Genomic DNA, 20,780 nt, shown 5'->3' with positions numbered 1-20,780 from the left:
AGATTTTTGTTATTGAACCGCGAAGGCGCGAAGAACACGAAGGAAGAAAAGAGAAGTTTTGTATGAATATTTTTCCTATTATACCAAGATTTTGGGATGAAGGTTTTTTTGTTTTGGGACTCTGGGTGTCTTGGCGGTTGGTTAATTTTACGACACCACGTTATGGGGAAATTTTTGTTTCAAAACTGGCATGACTGGACAAGGCTTTAGTTCTTGCAAATTATCGGGTTTGTTCCAAGTGAAAGGGCCTTTTTTTTCGGCTGCCATCCACAGCAAGCTTTTGGCTCTTGTCATGGCTACATAGAGCAATCTAAATTCTTCTGCTGTTTTCAAATATCCGGCTTGTTCCCAGGCTTGACTGAGGGTTGGAAAAGCTTCTTTTTTGTGTAAGCTAGCTCGGATTTGTGCTCTGGCTACTTCTGCTAAGGTAAAATCTCCTAAAAATTTTGCTTGTGGTAACACTCGCAAACTTCCGGGTATAATTTGGTCGTGTAAAAATGGGATGAAAACGCAATCCCAATCTAATCCTTTTGCTTTGTGCATGGTAATAATTGTTAGTTGACCTTTGCTGGTGTAGCGTTCTTCTATTTTTTCTTCGGCTTCTACTGGCTCAAATCTTTCGGAACTGACTATTTCGCTCAGGACACTCAAAATATTGCTCATTGAATTGTTGCCGATTGTTTGGATGGCGACTCGTTCTGCTAATTTTTCGGCGGTGGCTAATTCTGTTTGGTCGTATTGCAGTGCTAGGGCTAGAAATGAGATGATGTGATTGGGTGGAAGTTCGAGGCGTGCTTGCAATAAACCGCAGCAAAAGTAGCGACATTTAAGTACGGGGTCTAACTGTTTTGGGTCGAGGGGGCCTGGGTACAGAAATTGCTCTGGGCTAGTAGCTAAAGCATTGTAGTCTTGTTTGGGTATGAGTTGCCGATCGCTCAAAATCTTGAGTGCTGCTTTCAGGTAGTCTGGTGAGTGGGGGCGATCGAGAAATTGCAGTAATGTTAAGATTTCCCAAGGTACTTGAGAATGGCGATCGCGTTCTCCCACATCTTCTATCTTAATCCCATATTTTTTTAAATCTACGCTTAATCCATATTTATGAGGATTTTCTAGCACCTCTTTGATTAATTTTCCTTGTTTATTTTCTCTCACCAAAACAGCCATAGACTTGAGATTTTCTAAGGGTAATGTTGGCTGTGCTTTTTCCTCTCTCACCTCCCCTAACTCTTCAAGTTTATTTTCGGTAACTTTCCATTCAAAATCAGCAGGTAAAAATTCCTCGACTAACTGAATAACTCGCTTGCCAATTAATTCGATGCTCTGGTAGATATCGCGGGGAGTGTGCAATTCTAAGCCGCGGCCAATGGGTTCTGGGTTGGCATTTATTTGCTGGTCATCGCTGCCAACAGCTTGAATATCTTGCTCGCGAAACGGCGGTTCTGTTCCCGCTAATTCCGACTCATTTACCCATTTCAAAATAAAGTTGGCTGCATCGATAATCACCTGACTACTGCGACCAGCTACATACATTTTGGCTAACTTATTTTGACCTTCGCATTCATCACAAAAGTCGTTAAAATAAATCGGGTCTGCGGGTGTGAAAGTAGAATTTATCGCTTGATTTGGGTCGCCAACTCTGATCAAATTTTCCGGTAATTCTGGATGTTCTGGATCTTGAGCTAATATTTTTAAAAGCTGAGTCTGTAAAGGTGTAGAATCTTGGGCTTCGTCTTCAAAAACGGCAAATACTTGTTTTTGCTCGATCGCCCTGGCTCTCGGATTCTCTAACACTCGCAAGGCTGCTAAAATCATTTCGTCGTAATCGATAAAATCCCGACTCTTCAACACAGCTTGATATTTCTGATATAAACCGCCTGCTACAGCTAAAATTTCATAACTGTCTCCCGCAGACATAGCTCCCATTTCTAACAAATCTTCAGGAAATAAACCTGAAGATTTGGCTTCGTGAATTACAGTGGTAGCTAACTGTGGCAAAATCTCTGTTCGTAAAACAGACTGTCGTCGCATTCTCTCGGTTTCCTCACCATCAAATTGCTGTCCTTCTAACAAACTTTGATATCGGCGGGGATTTTCCGCTATCCAACTTTCTACACAGGCGCGAATTAAGCGGTGACTTTGAGTGGTATTAACTAAAGTTGAATTTTCTAAATTTAAACCAGATAAATCAGGATGACGCCTCGCAATATTTAATGCCAAACCGTGTAAAGTATTGACAACAAAACCGCCTTGGGGTAAGGACAATTCTTTCAATCTGTCGCGGATTTTCAGTTTAATATTAGCAGCCGCCGATCGCGTAAAAGTCACCACCACTAACTGACGGCGGCTGTGAAGTTGATGGCGGGCGATCGCAATTGCTGACGCAGCAGCCATTCCCGTAGACTTCCCAGCCCCAGGCACCGCCGAAACCGCAAGGGGGCCACCTTGCCAATTTGCCATGTCTTTCTGGGCGTCACGCAAGCTGTCGCGAATCTTCTGACAAGCTTGTTCTCGCAAAATGGATGCTAACTCCGATCCTGATTGTGAAGTAAACAGGCTTTCGGGGCTCTTGATACCACTAATTGAGGAAGCAAAATTAGGCTCGAATTCGTCAGTCATGGGATTTTAGATAGGAGATTTTAGATAATAAAAATATTTTTCACGCTCTACCGTTTCAATTTCTGTATCAGCTATCCTGAGACTATTGATTCCCGCTTAAGCTAAAACCACCATAACATTTAATACCCACAGGTTTTTAGAGGACAAACTAATCATGACAATTTACCTTAAAACCAATTTGCAGCCACCAGTAAAGCCAAGTCGGAACCGATTAAACAAAAGCACAACTCGCTTTGCCCTAGTCGCCTTTTTAACTTTATCCTCCACCATTGCTTTGCCTAGTTGTGGTGCTCCACCCACCAGCCAGGGAAACCAAGTGGCTGCTGGCGATCCACAAGCTTTTCCCGCACCTGCGGCACCCCCAGCAACCAGCGCAGAATCGGCAGCATCAAAAATGGCTGCTGCACCAAAAGATGCCAAAGATGTCAAAGCAGAAACTCCTACCACTCGTCCTCAACTGATTAAAAAAGCCGAACTTGGTGTAGTTGTCAAATCTATTGATGCTAGCACTAAATCTGTGACTAATATTGTCGAAAAACAGCAAGGTGATATCTTGGGTTTCCAAAGCGAAAAGCCGCCCGATTCTAGTATCCGACAAATGGCAACTGTACAGATTCGCGTGCCTCAAGAACGATTGGAAACTACTTTAGATAGTTTAGCAAAACTAGGGACTGTCAAGAATCGCGCTCTGACTGCGGAGGATGTGACTGCTCAGTTGGTGGACAGTGAAGCGAGACTGCGGAATCTGCGTAAATCGGAGGAAATGGTATTAAAAATTATGGACCGTTCTGGTTCTGTGGGTGATGTACTCAAAGCTGCTCAAGAATTGAGCAAGATTCGGGAGTCTATCGAACGAATTGATGCTCAGTTAAAGAGTTTGCGAAATCAAGTGGCTTATTCTACTATTAGTCTCACTTTAGAAGCAGCAGTATCTTCTCAACAAGTTCCAGAACCTTCTCTTGGTTTGCGGATTCAAGAAACTTGGGGGAAAGCTACTCATTCTGTAGGAGAATTAACTTTTGGTTTGTTTGATTTAGGTCTTTGGTTGTTGGCTTACACTCCTTATTTTTTGGTGATTGGGGCTGGGGTTTATGGTTTTAAGAAGTTTAAAAAATCACAGTCTGCTCCCAAAATAGAGGAACAGAAATCCCTTGATTAGTTCTTGGTTATAAATTTTAAGAACAGGCTTTCGGGCCTGTTCTACTCGTTACCAGGCAGAGCCTGGTAACGCAGATGCGGAGGAAGAGCCTCCAATTTCGATCGCAGCTTTTTGAGGCAGAGCCTCTGGATATAGGTTCCCAGGCTCTTCCGGGGAACCAGTTACCACCAACAAATCACAACTAACCGTTAACTAATCATCAATTTGCCATCCATCTTTGGTGTAATCTTCATCCAAAATCTTTTTCGGACGCATCACCAGCACAACTCGTCCTAAAATCTGAATATCCGGTGCTTCTTCAAACCAGTGCAATTCCAAATTGCCACCGTTATCTGCCAGGAAATAACTATCAGCATCCCATTGTCTTTGAGCTCGATCGACAATAATTAAAATTTCTTCAATTTTGCCTTGCAGTGGCACTGGCAGTCGATCGCTCATTTCCAGAACCGCTACCGGATCTTCAGCATTCAAAATCACTTGCCAGCCCGGAATTGCCACCCAAGCTCCCGCTCCCGCAAATTTTACCATTCTCAATGGTCCGATTTCTTCTAGCAAAGGCACTGCCTGTAAATCTGTCACCGCAAGTGGCAATTTACCCACCACCGGGAGCATCCGGGGTAGTTGTTCCTCTGTGTCGAGCCTGTAAACGGGCAAACGGGGGGCTGAACGTCTCCGAACTACGGTAAAATCTACCAGCAACTGCTCGATTTGTTGTCGGGCGCTGTTGCTGCTAGCTAATTTTAAACCCCGCGCAATTAAGCGCGATCGCTCTTGCAAGTCACTGTTTTGTCTGGCTAATTGCCAGCACTGGTAAGCCATAGCATCGCCAGCAGTATCTGTGAAGCCTTGGGGCAGACTTCCAAAGCGTGAAAACTCCTTCATGGCTTTAGCGACATCACGGGCGTCGTCAACGTCCAAATTGTGGGCCAGTATCAAAGCCGCGGCGGCCGCCCTTTGAGCTTGAGACAGAATCCGAAATTCATACAAAATATCGCTACCTTTTGCTAAAAAGTGCGATCGTACTTCTTCGGAAGCCCCAGCAGTTATCATGCTAGTGTAGACTTGGGCTGCAACGCTGACCTGATTTTGCTGAATTGGCTCAAAACCAGTTTCTTCAAAAATTCTTTGAGAACTGTAGCCAGCTTTTTGCAGTGCTGTACAGGCTTGTCCCCAGTGTACCCAGCCACCTTCTTTGCGGCGGAGCGATCGGACTAAATTTTCGAGTTCCACAGCATCAGCAGAGGGTTGAGATGCGGGCCCGGAGGAATCTTGCGGTGTATCAGTCATAATTGGATCAAAAAGAAAGGCTCTCGTTAAGTGTGATTGAGTACCAGCAAAGATCGTATTGTGGCAAAGGTTAGACTTTATAGTAAGTGAGATATGAGACTATTGTTACAGAATAGTTCCTCGCCTAAATTTACAGACGGGAGTTTATCGTATTGTTATGGATAGTGCCATTCCCGAGCTAGACCAAATTAAACGCCAGCTCATGACCTTAAACCGACCGAAAAAACCGAAAATGCTGGTAGTAGATGACGAACCAGACAATCTGGATTTACTCTACCGCACTTTTCGACGCGATTTTAACGTACTCAAAGCAGAAAGCGGAATTCGTGCTTTAGAAGTATTGGAAAGCGAAGGCGAGGTTGCCGTCATCATTTCCGATCAGCGGATGCCAGAAATGAAGGGAACCGAGTTTCTCAGCAAAACTGTGTTTCAGTTTCCGAACACGGTCAGGATTATTTTGACTGGTTTTACGGATATTGAAGACTTGGTAGATGCGATTAACTCTGGACAGGTTTACAAGTATATCACTAAGCCTTGGGACCCGAACGAGTTGAAAATGGTAGTCCAAAAGGCTGCCGAAACTTATGAAGTTCTCAAGCAGCGGACTGAGGAATTGCGTCGCGCCCAAAATCAAATACAACTGTTAGCCACTATCATGCAGACGGCTTTGGAGTATCCGAATTTGGCCGCCACTTTAGACCCCATCGCTACTGCTATCAGTGATAATTTTTTGGCCGACACTTGCATTTTGCAACTGGTGGAAGGCAATGTTTTAGTCCCTGTTCAAGGTGGTCATACCAGCGGTGGTGCTCTGGAAAATTGGCTAGCAGATGACCCTCTAGCTAGGGAGGCGATCGCTTCTCAAAATATTCAGGCTGCTGTGAATATTGCAACGGATGCAAACCTAGCTAGCCTGCCACACTATCAGCAATCTGCCATTAAATCCCATCTGAGCATCCCGGTGGTTCACGGAGGTCGATCGATCGCCCTGATTTCCCTTCAGTGGAAGCAGCCTTGTACCCTTCGCCCCGACGAACTGACAACTGTTCACCTCGCAGCTCAACAAGTTGCTTTGGTAATGACAAGTTTTCAGGGTCAGTAGTTATTAGTCAGTAGTCAGTAGTCAGTAGTCAGTAGTCATTGGTGATGAGTGATTAGTGATGAGTGATTAGTGATGAGTGATTAGTGATTGGTTATTGGTTATTAGTAACAATCAACAACTAACCAATAACAACTAACCCATAACAACTAACCCATAACAACTAACCTATAACAACTAATCAATGACCAATAATTCAGAACAAATTAAAAATATATTTAATCGAATAGCACCCATTTACAATCAATTAAACGATTGGTTGAGCTTGGGGCAGCACCGAATTTGGAAACAAATGGCGGTGAAATGGAGTAATGCCCGCCCCGGCAATACTTGTTTAGACTTGTGCTGCGGTAGCGGAGATCTAGCTCTACTTTTATCACAGCAAGCAGGCCCTAGCGGTTCTGTCTTTGGAGTGGATTTTTCGCAAGCACAATTGGCTGTTGCAGCCCGTCGCGATCGACCTTTTCTCACCCCTTCTAGTCCTATTTCCTGGGTAGAAGCTGACGCCCTCGATTTGCCTTTTCCCGACAATTACTTCGACTGCGCCACCATGGGTTACGGCCTCCGCAATGTGACTGATATCCCCCGCAGTCTTCAGGAATTGCACCGCGTACTCAAACCCGGTGCCACAGCAGCGATTCTTGACCTCCACCGCCCCAAAAATTCCCTGATGCGCAGTTTTCAGCAGTTTTATCTCCAAAGTCTAGTAGTGTCCATGGCTCAGCAATTTGGCATGACAGAAGAATACGCCTATATCAATCCTAGTTTAGAAAAATTCCCGATGGGTTCGGAACAAGTGGCGATCGCCCACCAAGCCGGATTTACCAACGCCACACACTATCCTATTGCTGGAGCTATGATGGGAGTATTGGTCATTAGTCATTAGTTGTTGGTTATGGGTTATTCCCAATTCCCAATTCCCAATTCCCAATTCCCAATTCCCAATTCCCAATTCCCAATTCCCAATTATTGATGAATCCATCTGATATTTGGCTGTTTTTTGCCCCACCTGTAGTGGGAGGAATTATTGGCTATTTCACCAATGATATAGCTATCAAAATGTTATTTCGCCCTTACCGAGCCATCTATATCAAAGGGCGGCAATTACCATTCACTCCCGGCTTGATCCCCCGCAACCAAGAGCGCTTAGCCAAGCGAATTTCTGACACAATTATGGGTTCGCTCCTGACACCAGAGGAGTTACAAAAATTAGCCCGTCGCCTTTTACAAACCGATCGAATGGAGTCGGTCATTCTCTGGCTATTGCAGTTAGCCTTGGATCAAGTTAAAGCAGATGCCGAGCAAAAAACTGCTAAAATTCTCGCTAACATTCTGCGAGATTTGCTAGGGGAATCAGTACCAAGAATTCTCAAAATTTTGGCGCGACGGGAAGATTTTTTAGAACCTCAGTTAAATCAAATTTTTGACCAAGTTTTGCTGGAAATTCAGCTAACTGAAGCTCAGGCTGGTCAGTTAGCTGATTGGCTGTTACAGGTAGTAATACCGCCGGAAGTGTTGCGGCAGACTTTGATTGACTTTTTGACCGATCGCAATATTTCGATCATCGATGAAGGGTTTCGAGAAAAAACCAGCGGTACTTATTGGGTAGTCGCCAATTTGTTTGGTTTACGGAACACTTTAACTCGATTGCGGACTTTTTGTCTCGATGACAGAGAAGCGACAAATCAGCGCTTAGCAGAATTAACTGTGGCTTTGGGAATTCGCGGGCGGATTCAGGAGTGGCTGCAAAACTTGTCGATGCAAAATCTACCAGTTTCGACAGTGCGACAGTTACGCAAAACTATGCGTGACAGCGTTCGCAGCTACGTTCAAGAACGGGGGACGGAGGTACTTCAGGGATTGAGCAAGTCTGTGGACTGGGAAAATATTTCTAAGTTAATTCTGAGTCGATTGCAGACTTCAGCCGTGATGAGTGCTTCCCTGGAAATGGTTAGCAAAGAACTAGCTTTGGTTTTAGAGCGGTATCTGGAGCGGGATTTAGAAAATATTGTAGCTCAGGCGATCCCTATTTTAAATATCGATCAGGTGATTATCGATCGAGTTAAAGGTACTTCTCCTGAAGACTTGGAATTAGCAATTCAGGGAATTGTCAAAAGCGAGTTGCAAGGAATAGTCAATTTAGGTGGGATTTTGGGTGTTTTGGTCGGCGGCTTGCAGACCATCGTCCTCTTGGTGCAGCAATGATTTTTTTTTGATGATTGTGAGATATTTGTTGTAGCATAAAAAACACCTCTTATTTAAAATTATGCCAACTTCCAATCCCGGCGATCGCCCCTACCGCCCGAAAAACCCTCGCAACCTCACTCCCGAACAATACAAACGTTTAACAGCAGAGATCGCCGCTCCCTATCGACCTCTGCGACAGTTGGTCTATGTGGCTTGTGGCGCATCTGGCTTCATTGGTGGCTTGGTTTTCCTTGCTAAAATTGCCTCCGGCCAGCAAGTTAGCTCTACGTTGCCCAATTTTGCCCTTCAAGTGGGAGTGGTGGCTCTGATGGTGTTTCTGTTTCGTTGGGAGCAGCGCGCCCAGGACCAGCCCCCAAAACAGAAGTAATAAAACTTTACAAATAGAAACAAAAGTACATTTAAGGCAAGGAAAAGTTAGAATTATAAAGAAATCATTATGAAACCCTGGTTTGCGATCGATCCCTGTCATTATTAAGCAATGGGTTCAATTGGGGTCAGCAAATTTAAAGACCCTAATCATAAACCACTTTTAAGCCGTTCAAATGGGGTCAGCTTTCATAAAGACCCTAAACATAAAAATTAACTTTAGACTCACCGCCAGCCTTCACTTATAGAAGACCTGGTGGTGAGTTTTTTTGATGGTGATTCCGGTGTCAACGGACAGAATACTATCTAACACTACGTCCGGGTGATTCACCCCCCTTTTTGATCTGAGTCGCTAATTTCTCCCCCTCTGCACCTGTCACCCTCTCTCCCCCTTTCCCCCATACAGCAATCAAGGGTTTTTTTACCCGGATTTGAAATCGCATCTCCCGAACCAATTTAGCTGGGTGGTAAGTAAATAAATATCGCTATAGTCAAAGTGGACAACAATATCTGGGGACTTTAGTATGAGATGGTCATTTTTCCAACAGCCATGGAGTTTATTTTTAGCCACAGGGGCGGGAATGTTGTTTTATAGCGGTGCTGCGCTGGCCTCTGAAAAGGTAGTCCTCAAATATAGTGTGATTCGGATGACCATACCAGTCAGCGAATTAGAAAGTTTCGCCGCAACTGGGAAAATGTCTTCTGGCTTAGAAATGCTGTTGGGACAAGCTAAACAAGACCCGGAAGCTATTCGTCGCAGTCTGACGAGACCGGTGAAAGTCAATCACAGGTTTTTGGCTCAGACCCTGAATAGTAAAGTTGGAGACATGATTCTGGATGAAGTAGGTCAGGTAATTCAAACTCCTTCTGGGAATGCCAATAAAGAGGCTTTGCGCGCTGCTTTGGTGCTGTCTGCCAGCAGTGATAATGAAATTACGTTACTGGAAACCATCAAGAATTATCCGACCACCGAAGTTGACGTTGAGGGCGATCGTTTGGTGGAAGCTTATGGCAAACTGGTAGCCTTGTCAGAACAATTGGGCGGTGTTTCCGAACGGCTCCAAGACCTTTTGAATAAGATTCGTCTACCTAGACTTTAGGAGACGATCTCAAATCAGGCAAATTTCTGAGTTCGTAGACAGAATCCTTATAAAAGTTCCGTATTTTCACTTATAAACAAGTTTTTTACCCAAAAAAATAGCACAAGTGTTTCTGTAACTTTCATATAGTGAAATCAGAAACTATAGACATTAGGAAATATCTATCTTAAGATATAGAAAAGCATCTCAAATCCCAAGATAACCCTAGCTCTTAGGGCGGTTGACTCCCATTCCATAGACTTTAATTACTGGATAACAACTAGCAAAATGAACAACAATCCTACTCGGTCTAAAGATCGCTTCCTCGTATTTGGCTCTCCTGCGATCGAAGATGCTGAAATTCAGGAAGTCGTATCGACTATGCAAACAGGCTGGTTGGGTACCGGGCCAAAGGTCATGCGCTTTGAGAATGACTTCAAAGCTTACAAGGGTTCCGAGTACGCAATTGCAGTCAATTCCTGTACGGCAGGGCTGCATTTAAGTATCCTCGCTGCTTCGTTAAAACCAGGGGATGAAGTCATTACTACTCCGATGACTTTTTGTGCGACAGTTAACGCGATTATTCACGCAGGGGCAACACCTGTACTGGCAGATATCGACCCGGTGACCATGAATATTGACCCGGCGAAAGTAGAAGCTAAAATAACTTCCAAAACTAAGGCGATTTTGCCAGTTCACTTTGCAGGTCGTCCTTGCGATATGGATGCCCTGTGCGAAATTGCTCAGCGCCACAACTTAAAGTTAATCGAAGACTGTGCTCACGCCATCGAAACAGAATATAAAGGACGGAAAGCAGGGACTTTTGGCGATTTTGGATGCTTCAGTTTTTATGTCACCAAAAACATCACCACGGGTGAAGGTGGCATGATTCTAAGTCGGAAACAAGAAGACGCTGACCGGCTCAAAATTTTGGCGCTGCACGGTATGAGCAAAGATGCTTGGAAGCGCTTCGGCGATTCAGGATACAAGCACTACCAAGTGGTGGAAGTCGGTTTTAAATACAATATGATGGATCTGCAAGCAGCGATCGGGATTCGTCAAATGGAACGAGTTGCTCCTTATTGGAAGCGGCGCGAAGAGATTTGGCAGCGCTACAATGAAGCATTTGCCGATTTACCAATTACTCTGCCCTCAGACCCAGAACCAGACACAATTCATGCCTACCACCTATACACCATTTTGGTAGATGAAGCCACCGCAGGCATCAGCCGCGACGAGTTTCTTAACGCTATTAATGCTGAGAATATCGGTGTTGGCGTCCATTACATGAGTATGGCAGAACATCCTGTCTATCAGGAAATGTTTGGATGGCAGCCGGAAGATTATCCGAATGCAAGTTACGTCGGACTCCGCACTATAAGTTTGCCAATTTCAGCAAAATTAACAGATGCAGATGTTGAAGATGTCATTGCTGCTGTTAAAAAATGTTTGGCCAAGGGCAAGGTTCTACCTCGATTAGAGGTGACAGCAGGCAAAGCTGCCTAGACTATATAGCCCCACAAACCTTTAATACTAAATCCGGGCAAAAACCCCCTTTATTCCTGTATGGGCAAGAAGCAAAAATTAGGGACCCACAGCCCAAATGGGGTGAAAAACCCGGATTTATTCGGATATCTTTTTGGCTGGTCAGTATCTATTGATAGGAATGACGCATTTTAACTTAAGTCTTGGAAGCTATCAAAAAAATGGCTGGTCACCGGTTTTACTGCCAAAAAATCTACGGTCTCAAAAAAGACTACAGATAGTTTAACACATTTCAATTGGTCAAGTTGCTAAGGAAATAAATCAATAATGAATAAACAAATTGGCTACTTTATCCCTGAATTTCCAGGGCAAACTCATACTTGGATTTGGCGTGAATATCAAGCAATGGTGGATATTGGTATGAAACCTCACATCATCTCCACCCGCCGTCCACCCACAAAGGTCGTACATACTTGGGCTCAGAAAGCCCAAAGTATCACCGATTATTTAGTCCCCTTTGAACTCAAAGATTTTGTCAATGTTCCCATCCAACTCATTAAAGCTGGTCCGATTGCTTGGTGGCGCTGTCTGAGTGTAATTGCCAATGCGAAGGATGTGTCTTTAGCTCAAAAGCTTTACTACTTGGTATTGGTCGTTATGGGTGCAAAGCTAGCTTGGTTTGCCAAAACCCAGGGCTGGTCTCACGTCCACGTTCATTCCTGTGGCAATGCTGCTAATATAGCCCTATTTGCCTCCATACTTTCGGGCATTACTTATAGTGTCGCCCTTCTGGGTCAGTTAGAAGATTTTGGGGCCAATCAAGAGCAAAAATGGCAACATTCTGCTTTTGCTTCTGTGATGTCTGAACAACTTCTATACTCTATCAAAGATGAGCTAGAAGGTTTCTTGCCCAAGGAGGTGAGAGTTTCACCAGTGGGTGTTAATCTCGATGAAATTAAGCGTGAAACTTCCTACACTCCATGGCAGGAAGGGACTCAATGCCGAATTTATACTTGTGGCCGTCTCAATATAGCTAAAGGACACAAGTACCTGATTAAGTCAATCAAGTTGCTTCGAGAACGAGGCTTGGACGTCCGTTTGCAGATTGCTGGGGAGGATGGAAACGCTGGTAATGGTTACCGGAAAGAATTGGAAAAATTCATTGTAGATGAATCAATGTCTGATTATGTTGAGCTGCTGGGTTCGGTCTCCGAAGAACGAAATCGCCAAGGTTATAAAGAGGCTGATATTTTTGCTTTACCCAGCTTAAAAGAGGGAATTTCTGTAGCAGTGATGGAAGCAATGGCTATGGAAACTCCCGTAGTAGTTACCCAGGTGGGTGGGATGGCGGAACTGATAGATAACGGTGTTGACGGTATGCTGGTCCCGGCGGAAAATCCCGAAAAAATGGCAGATGCTATAGCCAAATTGCTACAGGACAAAGAGTTAGCCTTGAGTCTGACTAAAAAATCACGACAGAAGATTGCTGAGAAATTCCATCATCGGCGCAGCGCTCAGATTTTACTTGAATCCTTGGAGCATCTCAACTAAATTTTGGGGAAATTCAAGGCACTGATTTTTTGACTAGGGCCCGTAACGTCCTAGCTCCTGAATAGAAGGAGCTAGGATATTTATATTAATTTTCAAATGCCCTTGCTGTTGAAAAATCCTGAAATTAACGCCGTGTTTAAAGTTGGTTTTAAACCAGGGGCAATGGGAAGCTACTATGGGTTACAACATTTTGCTCCGCAGCACTCAGTAAGCCAAAGTTGCTAAAGTTTCTCGCAAATAGGAGCGAACTTGCTGGTCGATGCTGACATTTGCCTGCTGATTCTCAAAATTTCGCTCTAGCTGCCAGCGTTGAAATCCAGAACTTGCGCCGATCGCTTTTTTGAGACTGCCCCAGATTTGAGAATCTTCGTACAGCTCGATCGGCTCTGCTGCTTGAGGTTCTTGTGCGATCGTTTGTGCATTCGCCATATTTTTATACCTCTGTTTTAATCCTCAGTGAGGACTGAAAGCTTACCTTGACAATTTCCATTATATATTCTCCTCTCCTAATAGCAAATGAAAAATCAAAATAACCTTAAATTAAAAATTTGATATTAAATGTTAATAATCTCAATAAATTTCACTTGATAATTATTGATTTATTAGCACATTATTTTCAAATCAGCAGTATCTTAAAATACAATTGAATCCAGGGCGGATGATTTTTTTAATCCTAAATCCCCCATCGCAAATCTCGCATCGCCACCCTCAAATCCCATCTCCCTCTTCAAGTTTCGGCTTATCCCCAGCCTCGGCAAAAGCGGGCAAAATGCGATCGACCTGCCAACCTGCGATCGTAAAATCAAGCCCAACTTTTTCCAAAACATGAGGCTGTCTCGCTGCAAATTTTGATTCCGGTGTCAGTAATACAGCCAGGACACTCCCAGGCACCTGCAAGAACAAATTGCTAGCTAGAAAAGCGCCAGCAGCCAACAGCAATCCAGCCAATCGCCATTGAGGAGGAAAAGGAGCCACGGAAGCTACCAGGGGAGAAAATCGATAGAGTTGCCACAAAGTTACTGCCAGCAAAATAGCTAAAAACAGAGCTAATCCTTGATTTAAGCGAGATTTAAACCCAGCCAGAATCCGCTGCTGTGCATTTGTGAGATTCTGGGGTTTCACCGCCACCACTAAAATACTAAAAATGTAAAAAGGACGAAACCATTGCATCCAGAGCACAGGCCCAATACCTGCGGCCCCGACTAAAAATACTTCGAGCCACACTGGTAGCAGCGGAGAACCCACCGCTAGTCCCAGCCAACAAAGTCCAAGGAAAATCGGCAATGCAGCCAGCCCAGCCAGGTGAATCCACAAAAAAGGTTCAGACCAAAAAGAACGCATAAGGAAGAAGGAAGAAGGAAGAAGGAAGAAGGAAGAAGGAAGAAGGAAGAAGGAAGAAGGAAGAAGGAAGAAGGAAGAAGAACCCCCCCCAGCCCCCCCCCAAGGGGGGAAGGAAGAAGAACCCCCCCAAGGGGGGAAGGAAGAAGGAAGAATGCTTAAAACTCAAGGCTGGTAATTAACCAGCCTTGAGTCCCCGATCCACAATTGAGAATCCAAAATTATGCTGAGAGCGTGCGACGTTTAGTCACCATTCGGTAGGCTTCAATCATATCGCCTTGAACCCAGTCACTAAACCCATTCAAGGAAATGCCACATTCAAAGCCAGTATTGACTTCCTTGGCATCTTCCTTCATCCGTTTCAGGGAGTCTAGGACACCTTCATAGACGACATTGTTGGCACGGCGCACTCGCACCTTGCAGTTGCGAATGACCTTGCCAGAAAGTACCATACATCCAGCCACAGCTCCACGACCGATCGCGAACACAGCGCGCACTTCCACAGTTCCCAGAGGTTCTTCGACCAGTTCGGGTTCCAGCAAGCCTTCCATCGCCCCTTGAATGTCATCCAAGAGGTTGTAGATGATGCTATATTCCCGCACGTCTACCCCTGCTTGGTCGGCTGCTTGGCGAGCGCCGGTGGCGAGGGTAGTATTGAACCCGATAATCACGGCATTACTAGCCGCGGCGAGGTCAACGTCGGTTTCTGTGACTTCTCCAGGAGCAGATAGCAGCAATCGGAGTTGAACTTCTTTTTGAGGAAGTTGGGTCAGAGCGCCGACAATGGCTTCTAGGGAGCCTTGGACATCTGCCTTCAAGATCAAGTTGAGTTCCTTGAGAACGCCTTCCTTAGCTTGTTGAGAGAAGCCACTGAGGCTGATTCTGCCACCTTGCAACAGACGGGAATCTCGTTGGGATGTAGCTCTGCCGCTGGCGATCGCCGCTGCTTCTTTTTCGTTGGCGAAGACATCGAATTCGTCTCCAGCCCTGGGAACTTCTCGCAGTCCCAGCACTTCCACCGCAAAAGATGGACTTGCTTGTTCGACGCGATCGCCGCGATCGTCGATCATAGCCCGCACCTTACCCAAGGCCGAGCCTGCGACCACAATATCGCCTACCCGTAGAGTACCGTTTTGGACTAGCAGAGTTGCCACCGGACCCCTTGCCTTGTCGAGGTGAGCTTCAATCACCGTACCCTTAGCCGAGCGATTCGGGTTGGCGTTGAGGTCTTCCATTTCCGCGACTGTCAAGATCATTTCCAACAACGTATCGAGATTTTCGCCTCGGATCGCGCTGACTGGAACCATCGTGACATCGCCACCCCAATCGTCTGCAACCAAGCCGTACTCTGTCAGCTCTTGCTTCACCCGTTCCGGCTGAGCGCCCTCCTTGTCAATTTTATTGATCGCCACCACAATTGGCACTTTAGCCGCTTTGGCGTGACTGATAGCTTCAATTGTTTGGGGTCGCACGCCGTCATCGGCCGCCACCACCAAGATGGCAACGTCTGTGACACGAGTTCCGCGAGCACGCATTGCTGTAAAGGCTTCGTGACCAGGAGTATCCAAAAATACCACCTGCTGGCTCTTGCCTTCGTGTTCCACATCTACGTGGTAAGCACCAATGTGCTGGGTAATACCGCCAGCTTCTCCCTGAGCCACCTTAGTTTTGCGGATCGAGTCGAGCAAGGTAGTTTTACCGTGATCGACGTGACCCATAATTGTGACTACTGGCGGACGGCGTTGGAGGTATTCCAAATCACCTTCCTCCACCATACCGGTTACTTTGATAGCTGGGGCCACTTTTTCAGGGGTTTCTACCTCTATGCCCATTTCTTCAGCTACCATTCTCACCGCTGCAATGTCCAAGGTTTCGGTAATATTGACCGCAATACCTTTAGAGAATAGGCGCTTGATAATTTCGGTTTCGGGAACAGCCAGAGTACCTGCGAGTTCCTGAACCGTCATCGGCCTGCTCAGCACCAGTGTTTCTGGACGTTCTACTTTTGTTTCGGCTGCTTTGCCACGATTATTACCCCGTCCCCCACTGGAACCAGAGGAGCTCTTATCGTGAGAAGGGCCTGGTCTCTTGTTTTTGCCACTGCTGCCGGGTGCGCCCGGAGTTGGTGTTGATTTTGGTGCTGCTGGTGACTTCGCCTTAGCAGGGCGGGCTAGGGACAGGCTGACCATTACTGGTGCTGGCATATCCAAGCCGTTTTCTAAGTCATCGTCATCCTCGTCGATGGGTTTTAGGCGAGAACGTTTGACCTTACCAGCTTTTGCTGCTTTGCTAGCTGCATCTGGGTTTTCATCGTCATCTTCTTCCCAAATGACCTGGGTTTTTTTGGCAGGACGAGGGAGGCTTGGTCTGGTCAGGAGAGGAATCTCCACCAGCAACGGTGTATCTTCTTCAATATCGTCACTGTCTTCCACTGCGGATGCAGTGTCACCGCCACGGCTACGCAGCCCGGTAGCTGATGTTACCGGCGCCAGGCTCCGGCGTGGGCCGCCTGGGCTTGGTCGATCTGCCAGTTGAGTTTTGACGCTTCCTGGTCCATCCAAGCGTGGTCTTTGGGCGCGAGATTCGGTACCACCGGCCGCTGGTCTGGTCGGTCGAGTCGGTTTAGCAGGTGCTTCCCGACTTTCTGCCTGTTCTGATTGTTCTTGCTCAGTTTTGGCAACTTTGATGATCGGCCTATTTCCCTGAGTCAGTTGGGTGCGATTAGCCGACTCTCCGGCGGGTCTGACTGGTGGCGATGTCAGCTTTGCCGACGGCCCCGGAGGGGGGAAGGCAACGCGCTGAATTCGTTCAGGGGATTTTTCTAAGGAAGGTTGGGCTGCTGTCGATCCCGGAGCCTCGGTGTTGGTTTCTGGGTCGATATCACCTACGGTTTGAGACACTGTTGCTGACGAAGGAGCTGCTGATGGAGCATTCGGCTTCGACAGTACGGGTCGATTGATATTTGGCTTAGCCGGAGGTTGGAGCTGTTGAGCCGCCGGAGATTTGGGAGGAGTGGCGACGGTTGCCTGCGTTTTTTTTCTCTCCTCGTTCCCCGGCTGCTGGGAGTTTGCACCAGCCTGGGGTCGTACTTTTGGACTGCGTATTTCTAAAATTTGCTGTTTTTTTTGTTGATCGTTAGGATGAGGGCCAGATTCTCTAGATGGCGCTGCTGCTCTTTCTGGGGGAGCTGGCTTGCCGGGGGAAGAGTGGCTGGCTACGTATTTTTCCGCCGTTTTGCGAATGCGTTCTGCTTCTGATTCTGTGATTGTGCTGCTGTGGCTCTTGACTGAAATATTGAGCCGCTCGCACACTGCCAAGATGTCTTTATTATCCAAATTTAGTTCCCGTGATAACTCGTAAATTCTTACTTTGCCGTTGTTCATCCACTCTGCCCTCTGTTATGCCAACCAGTTTTTACATTTTGATTTTTTGTTCTAATGACGACATCATTCGCTGTGATTGATTTCAGTGTCAGGAATCGGGGTTTTGGTACTCTCTCAGCAGTTCCATCTATAAAAATGCAACCTAGCTGAAGTCTGCGATCGAAGAATTCTCAAGTTTTTTTGAGAACTTAGAACTCAGAAGTCTAAGTTTTGGCAAAAGCCACTTTCTCCAACTTCTTAGTTCCCTTTTCTACCTTGAGGATACCTCTGCTAGTACCCCACCCTTATCTAATCTGACACAAATCTTTCCAGACTGGTGGGCAGATCGGATTGGGGTTTTAGTGGTCGCACTACCGGTAATTACAGGTAGGGCTGCCAAGAGGGTTTGTACGGAGGAAGCCGAGGGTTTGTCGGCTTTGACCTTTAACAGGCGCAGTCAGAGGTGGCTAAACGCTGCCAAAGTGTTTGGTACAGTTCGTCAGACACAGGCGCTTTGAGCGATCGCCCAAGTCGATTTTTTTTCTGAGCTGCTTTGAGGCATTCTGCTTGCGGACAAAGGTAAGCTGAACGACCCATGCCAAGATCTAATTGTACCTGATGAGAAGGATAGACCCTGACTACTCTCCAAAAAGCTTCTTTTGGAGCTACTTTTCGACAACTTGCACAGCATCGGTAGTTCGGTTTCATCATTTACGATCGGACCCTGGCTTCGGTTTCGTCAATTGTACCGACATCTTCTGCCTCCGATGAACTTTCCTGGTCCTCCTCGAATTCTGCTTCTTCCTCTGCTGCTAGTCGATCGAGTGTAGTCTCTTCTGCTGCCAATTTACTGTCTTCTGCCTCACGATCGTACTTAGCAATATCTTTGATATCGATTTTCCAACCTGTGAGGCGGGCTGCGAGGCGGACGTTTTGACCTTCTTTACCGATCGCCAGACTAAGTTGGTCTTCTGCGACCAAAATGTGTGCTCGCCTGCCTTCTGGCGCAACTAAACGCACTTCATCTACCCTAGCCGGACTCAGAGCATTAGCAATATAAGTTGCGGGGTCTGGAGACCAGCGAATCACATCGATTTTTTCCCCGCGCAATTCGTTAACTACTACCTGAATCCGCGATCCCCGCGCTCCGATGCAGGCTCCTACGGGGTCTACATCTCGATCGAGAGTATCAACTGCTATTTTAGTCCGGGGGCCGACGTGACGGGAAGGGGGATTTGCCTCTCTAGCTACGGCAACAATTCTCACCACTCCGTCTTCTATTTCCGGCACTTCGTTGGCAAATAAATAAACTACCAAACCTGCGTCTGCTCTAGAGACAAGTAACTGAGGCCCTCTAGTAGAGCCTTCGCCTACTTTTTTGAGGTACACCTTAAATGTAGCATTGGCGCGGTAATTATCATTGGGCAACTGTTCGCGCTTCGGGAGTTCGGCATCTACTTCTGGCTGACCAAAACTGCTAGTGACAGCTAAAATTACCGACTGCCTCTCAAACCTGAGCACTCTTGCTTGAAGAACAGTTTCTTCTAAATCTTTAAACTCTTCTTGAATCATTTTGCGCTGTTGGTCGCGCAGTTTTTGAGCCAGCACTTGTTTAGTCTGGATGGCTGCCATGCGACCAAATTCTTTTTGATTTGGCGTTACATCTACGAGGACGATGCTACCGGGTTGAGCTTCTGTGGCTACTTCCTGCACTTCAGAAAGTGCTATTTCGTGGTCGGGATTGACGACTTCTTCGACAATAGTTTTGTTGGCTAAAACGCGAAAACCTTCTTGTTCTGCATCTAGTTCTACATCAAAATTATCAAAGTATTCTTCGCTGAAATGGTCTAATTTTTGGGTACGACGGTAGCGTTCGTATCCTTTGAGGAGGGCTTCTCGTAAGGCTGCTTGAACTGCGTGTTTTGGCAAGTTTCTTTCTTTACTAATACCTTCGACCATTTCTTTGAGTCCGGGCAGAGGAACCATTGACATATAAAACACTCCTTTTTGTAATTGGGTAATCGGGCATTGGCACTTGTGCCGAGCCTAGTGGAAGTATCGGTCATCGGCAATTGTCAAGGGTGAATTATGAGTGATGAGGGATTAGTAGAACTCAAGACTCAAAACTTCCTTTTACATCTCTTTTCCTTCGTCTAGTTCAACTTTGGCAATCTGAAGACGGGGAATTTTAATCTGTCGCCCTTTTTGATTGAGATAAACTGTTGTTTCATCCCGACCCACCAGTAGTCCTTTCCACTCTTTGATTCGCGATTCCGGTTCGGCGGCTTTGACTGTGACGGGGAAACCTTTAAAGGTAATGAATTCTCGCTCGCTGCTGAGCAATCGGGATATACCAGGACTGGAAATCTCTAGCACGTAGGCATCGGGTATGATGTCGGCTGCGTCTAATTCGGGTTCCAGGGCTATGCTCATCCGCTCGCAGTCGGCTAAACCGGTGTCTTGCTGGACGTTGCGGATGTCTATCCGTAAGACTGGTGGATTTTGGTTGGTGTGAAACACTGCTCCCACTACTTCCAATCCCAGTGTTTCGGCAACGGGGGTAGCTAAGTCAATGATTTGTGGGATTAGGGGATGAGTCATATTGAATATTTAAGCTAAAACTCCTGAACTCGGACACGGGCCTGGATCAGTCCTAAACTTGCAAGTCTGATGCACTGAGCTTTTTTCCTGCGACTAATGCAACAAAAAAAGTGGGCTTGACCCACTGCTTCATAAAACTTACCTAGACTTACCCAAAGCTATCCTTTGGATAATTAGTGTTCACTTCCTACGCTGTTGGGTGGTCGGCCATCCCAAGATAAGTAGGCTAGCCCCCTCAAGCCGAGGGTTGTTCCCAGTTGAAAATGTTCTCTCCTGGCGTTTAAATCGCGGTCAATTGACATACCACAAACAGGGCTATCATCAGTCCTGAGACTCAGTAGTGAAGTTTGAGAACTATCTCCGGTATCAAATATTGCACAATTGTCAAAAAGTTTTTGAGGGGCGGGCCATAAGATCCCCACTCCACAAGCAAATTTACTTTTTGTGCAACAAGCATTTTGCCTGTTGGCAACAGAGGTACAAGCTTTGAGTTCGATCGCAGTTAATCTCAAATCTCAGTTTAGCTCGATCGCCCGCCCAGTGACAAACCCCCTTGGGAGCTCGGCGATTCGGCGACGGGGGGGAGTGGGGAGAGTGGGAGATAGGGAGAGAATGGGGAAAATCTTCGA

General features: G+C 46.2%; 16 protein-coding genes. 8 read left to right on the top strand and 8 right to left on the bottom strand.

Going from position 1 to position 20,780, the window contains the following annotated elements; translation table 11 throughout:
- Nucleotides 1–147 precede the first annotated feature (147 nt).
- Nucleotides 148–2,616, bottom strand: coding sequence for an ATP-dependent helicase (locus AAFP14_RS09405; RefSeq protein WP_341732004.1), 2,469 nt, complete (start codon nucleotides 2,614–2,616; stop codon nucleotides 148–150).
- Nucleotides 2,617–2,770: 154 nt separating this feature from the next.
- Here AAFP14_RS09405 and AAFP14_RS09400 point away from each other — a divergent pair, with 154 nt between their 5' ends.
- Nucleotides 2,771–3,775 carry a DUF4349 domain-containing protein gene (locus tag AAFP14_RS09400; RefSeq protein ID WP_341732003.1) on the top strand — a complete coding sequence of 335 codons (1,005 nt, stop codon included), beginning with the start codon at nucleotides 2,771–2,773 and terminating at the stop codon, nucleotides 3,773–3,775.
- Between the two features lie 192 nt (nucleotides 3,776–3,967).
- Here the strand turns inward: AAFP14_RS09400 and AAFP14_RS09395 are convergent, their stop codons facing one another.
- Nucleotides 3,968–5,062 (bottom strand): RuBisCO accumulation factor 1, encoded by a 1,095-nt coding sequence (locus AAFP14_RS09395; RefSeq protein ID WP_341732002.1) that lies wholly within the window; start codon nucleotides 5,060–5,062, stop codon nucleotides 3,968–3,970.
- A gap of 157 nt (nucleotides 5,063–5,219) precedes the next feature.
- Here AAFP14_RS09395 and AAFP14_RS09390 point away from each other — a divergent pair, with 157 nt between their 5' ends.
- The 7 genes from AAFP14_RS09390 (at nucleotide 5,220) to epsE (ending at nucleotide 12,850) form a co-directional block, all read left to right on the top strand.
- Nucleotides 5,220–6,164: a response regulator gene (locus tag AAFP14_RS09390; RefSeq protein ID WP_341732001.1), complete on the top strand. Its 945-nt coding sequence runs from the start codon at nucleotides 5,220–5,222 to the stop codon at nucleotides 6,162–6,164.
- A gap of 181 nt (nucleotides 6,165–6,345) precedes the next feature.
- A complete protein-coding gene (gene ubiE, locus AAFP14_RS09385; protein WP_341732000.1) occupies nucleotides 6,346–7,047 on the top strand; it encodes a bifunctional demethylmenaquinone methyltransferase/2-methoxy-6-polyprenyl-1,4-benzoquinol methylase UbiE in 702 nt (233 codons plus the stop codon).
- An 86-nt stretch (nucleotides 7,048–7,133) separates the two neighbouring features.
- Nucleotides 7,134–8,366 (top strand): DUF445 domain-containing protein, encoded by a 1,233-nt coding sequence (locus AAFP14_RS09380; protein WP_341731999.1) that lies wholly within the window; start codon nucleotides 7,134–7,136, stop codon nucleotides 8,364–8,366.
- Nucleotides 8,367–8,427: 61 nt separating this feature from the next.
- Nucleotides 8,428–8,736, top strand: coding sequence for a DUF3493 domain-containing protein (locus AAFP14_RS09375; RefSeq protein ID WP_341731998.1), 309 nt, complete (start codon nucleotides 8,428–8,430; stop codon nucleotides 8,734–8,736).
- Nucleotides 8,737–9,259: 523 nt separating this feature from the next.
- On the top strand, nucleotides 9,260–9,835 hold the full coding sequence (locus tag AAFP14_RS09370; RefSeq protein WP_341731997.1) for an alpha/beta hydrolase: 576 nt from the start codon (nucleotides 9,260–9,262) through the stop codon (nucleotides 9,833–9,835).
- Between the two features lie 267 nt (nucleotides 9,836–10,102).
- Nucleotides 10,103–11,320, top strand: coding sequence for a DegT/DnrJ/EryC1/StrS family aminotransferase (locus AAFP14_RS09365; protein WP_341731996.1), 1,218 nt, complete (start codon nucleotides 10,103–10,105; stop codon nucleotides 11,318–11,320).
- Nucleotides 11,321–11,626: 306 nt separating this feature from the next.
- Complete coding sequence (gene epsE / locus AAFP14_RS09360) at nucleotides 11,627–12,850, top strand: exopolysaccharide biosynthesis GT4 family glycosyltransferase EpsE (protein WP_341731995.1); 1,224 nt, start codon at nucleotides 11,627–11,629, stop codon at nucleotides 12,848–12,850.
- 204 nt (nucleotides 12,851–13,054) lie between these two features.
- On the opposite strand, the gene AAFP14_RS09355 is transcribed toward epsE, so the two are convergent.
- The 6 genes from AAFP14_RS09355 to rimP form a co-directional block, all read right to left on the bottom strand.
- Entirely contained in the window at nucleotides 13,055–13,279 is a 225-nt protein-coding gene (locus AAFP14_RS09355; protein ID WP_340524929.1) for a hypothetical protein, read from the bottom strand.
- A 279-nt stretch (nucleotides 13,280–13,558) separates the two neighbouring features.
- Nucleotides 13,559–14,191, bottom strand: coding sequence for a low-complexity tail membrane protein (locus tag AAFP14_RS09350; RefSeq protein ID WP_341731994.1), 633 nt, complete (start codon nucleotides 14,189–14,191; stop codon nucleotides 13,559–13,561).
- 218 nt (nucleotides 14,192–14,409) lie between these two features.
- Nucleotides 14,410–17,571, bottom strand: coding sequence for a translation initiation factor IF-2 (infB, locus tag AAFP14_RS09345; RefSeq protein ID WP_341731993.1), 3,162 nt, complete (start codon nucleotides 17,569–17,571; stop codon nucleotides 14,410–14,412).
- Between the two features lie 423 nt (nucleotides 17,572–17,994).
- Nucleotides 17,995–18,258, bottom strand: coding sequence for a YlxR family protein (locus tag AAFP14_RS09340; protein WP_341732044.1), 264 nt, complete (start codon nucleotides 18,256–18,258; stop codon nucleotides 17,995–17,997).
- Nucleotides 18,259–18,261: 3 nt separating this feature from the next.
- Complete coding sequence (gene nusA / locus AAFP14_RS09335) at nucleotides 18,262–19,542, bottom strand: transcription termination factor NusA (RefSeq protein WP_341731992.1); 1,281 nt, start codon at nucleotides 19,540–19,542, stop codon at nucleotides 18,262–18,264.
- 141 nt (nucleotides 19,543–19,683) lie between these two features.
- Nucleotides 19,684–20,151 carry a ribosome maturation factor RimP gene (rimP, locus tag AAFP14_RS09330; RefSeq protein WP_341731991.1) on the bottom strand — a complete coding sequence of 156 codons (468 nt, stop codon included), beginning with the start codon at nucleotides 20,149–20,151 and terminating at the stop codon, nucleotides 19,684–19,686.
- Between the last annotated feature and the right edge of the window lie 629 nt (nucleotides 20,152–20,780).

The sequence above is a fragment of the Microcoleus sp. EPA2 genome (assembly GCA_020882975.1).
Classification (GTDB): Bacteria; Cyanobacteriota; Cyanobacteriia; order Cyanobacteriales; family Microcoleaceae; genus Microcoleus.
This window is presented reverse-complemented; position numbering and strand designations above follow the sequence as displayed.

What these genes read in the sequence shown, in the direction of transcription:
- AAFP14_RS09395 (WP_341732002.1), bottom strand. Translation starts at nt 5,062, where the DNA reads ATGACTGATACACCGCAAGATTCCTCCGGGCCCGCATCTCAACCCTCT.
- nusA (WP_341731992.1), bottom strand. Translation starts at nt 19,542, where the DNA reads ATGTCAATGGTTCCTCTGCCCGGACTCAAAGAAATGGTCGAAGGTATT.
- AAFP14_RS09350 (WP_341731994.1), bottom strand. Translation starts at nt 14,191, where the DNA reads ATGCGTTCTTTTTGGTCTGAACCTTTTTTGTGGATTCACCTGGCTGGG.
- AAFP14_RS09375 (WP_341731998.1), top strand. Translation starts at nt 8,428, where the DNA reads ATGCCAACTTCCAATCCCGGCGATCGCCCCTACCGCCCGAAAAACCCT.
- rimP (WP_341731991.1), bottom strand. Translation starts at nt 20,151, where the DNA reads ATGACTCATCCCCTAATCCCACAAATCATTGACTTAGCTACCCCCGTT.
- ubiE (WP_341732000.1), top strand. Translation starts at nt 6,346, where the DNA reads ATGACCAATAATTCAGAACAAATTAAAAATATATTTAATCGAATAGCA.
- AAFP14_RS09340 (WP_341732044.1), bottom strand. Translation starts at nt 18,258, where the DNA reads ATGAAACCGAACTACCGATGCTGTGCAAGTTGTCGAAAAGTAGCTCCA.
- AAFP14_RS09405 (WP_341732004.1), bottom strand. Translation starts at nt 2,616, where the DNA reads ATGACTGACGAATTCGAGCCTAATTTTGCTTCCTCAATTAGTGGTATC.
- AAFP14_RS09355 (WP_340524929.1), bottom strand. Translation starts at nt 13,279, where the DNA reads ATGGCGAATGCACAAACGATCGCACAAGAACCTCAAGCAGCAGAGCCG.
- AAFP14_RS09390 (WP_341732001.1), top strand. Translation starts at nt 5,220, where the DNA reads ATGGATAGTGCCATTCCCGAGCTAGACCAAATTAAACGCCAGCTCATG.
- AAFP14_RS09365 (WP_341731996.1), top strand. Translation starts at nt 10,103, where the DNA reads ATGAACAACAATCCTACTCGGTCTAAAGATCGCTTCCTCGTATTTGGC.
- AAFP14_RS09380 (WP_341731999.1), top strand. Translation starts at nt 7,134, where the DNA reads ATGAATCCATCTGATATTTGGCTGTTTTTTGCCCCACCTGTAGTGGGA.
- AAFP14_RS09370 (WP_341731997.1), top strand. Translation starts at nt 9,260, where the DNA reads ATGAGATGGTCATTTTTCCAACAGCCATGGAGTTTATTTTTAGCCACA.
- AAFP14_RS09400 (WP_341732003.1), top strand. Translation starts at nt 2,771, where the DNA reads ATGACAATTTACCTTAAAACCAATTTGCAGCCACCAGTAAAGCCAAGT.
- epsE (WP_341731995.1), top strand. Translation starts at nt 11,627, where the DNA reads ATGAATAAACAAATTGGCTACTTTATCCCTGAATTTCCAGGGCAAACT.
- infB (WP_341731993.1), bottom strand. Translation starts at nt 17,571, where the DNA reads ATGAACAACGGCAAAGTAAGAATTTACGAGTTATCACGGGAACTAAAT.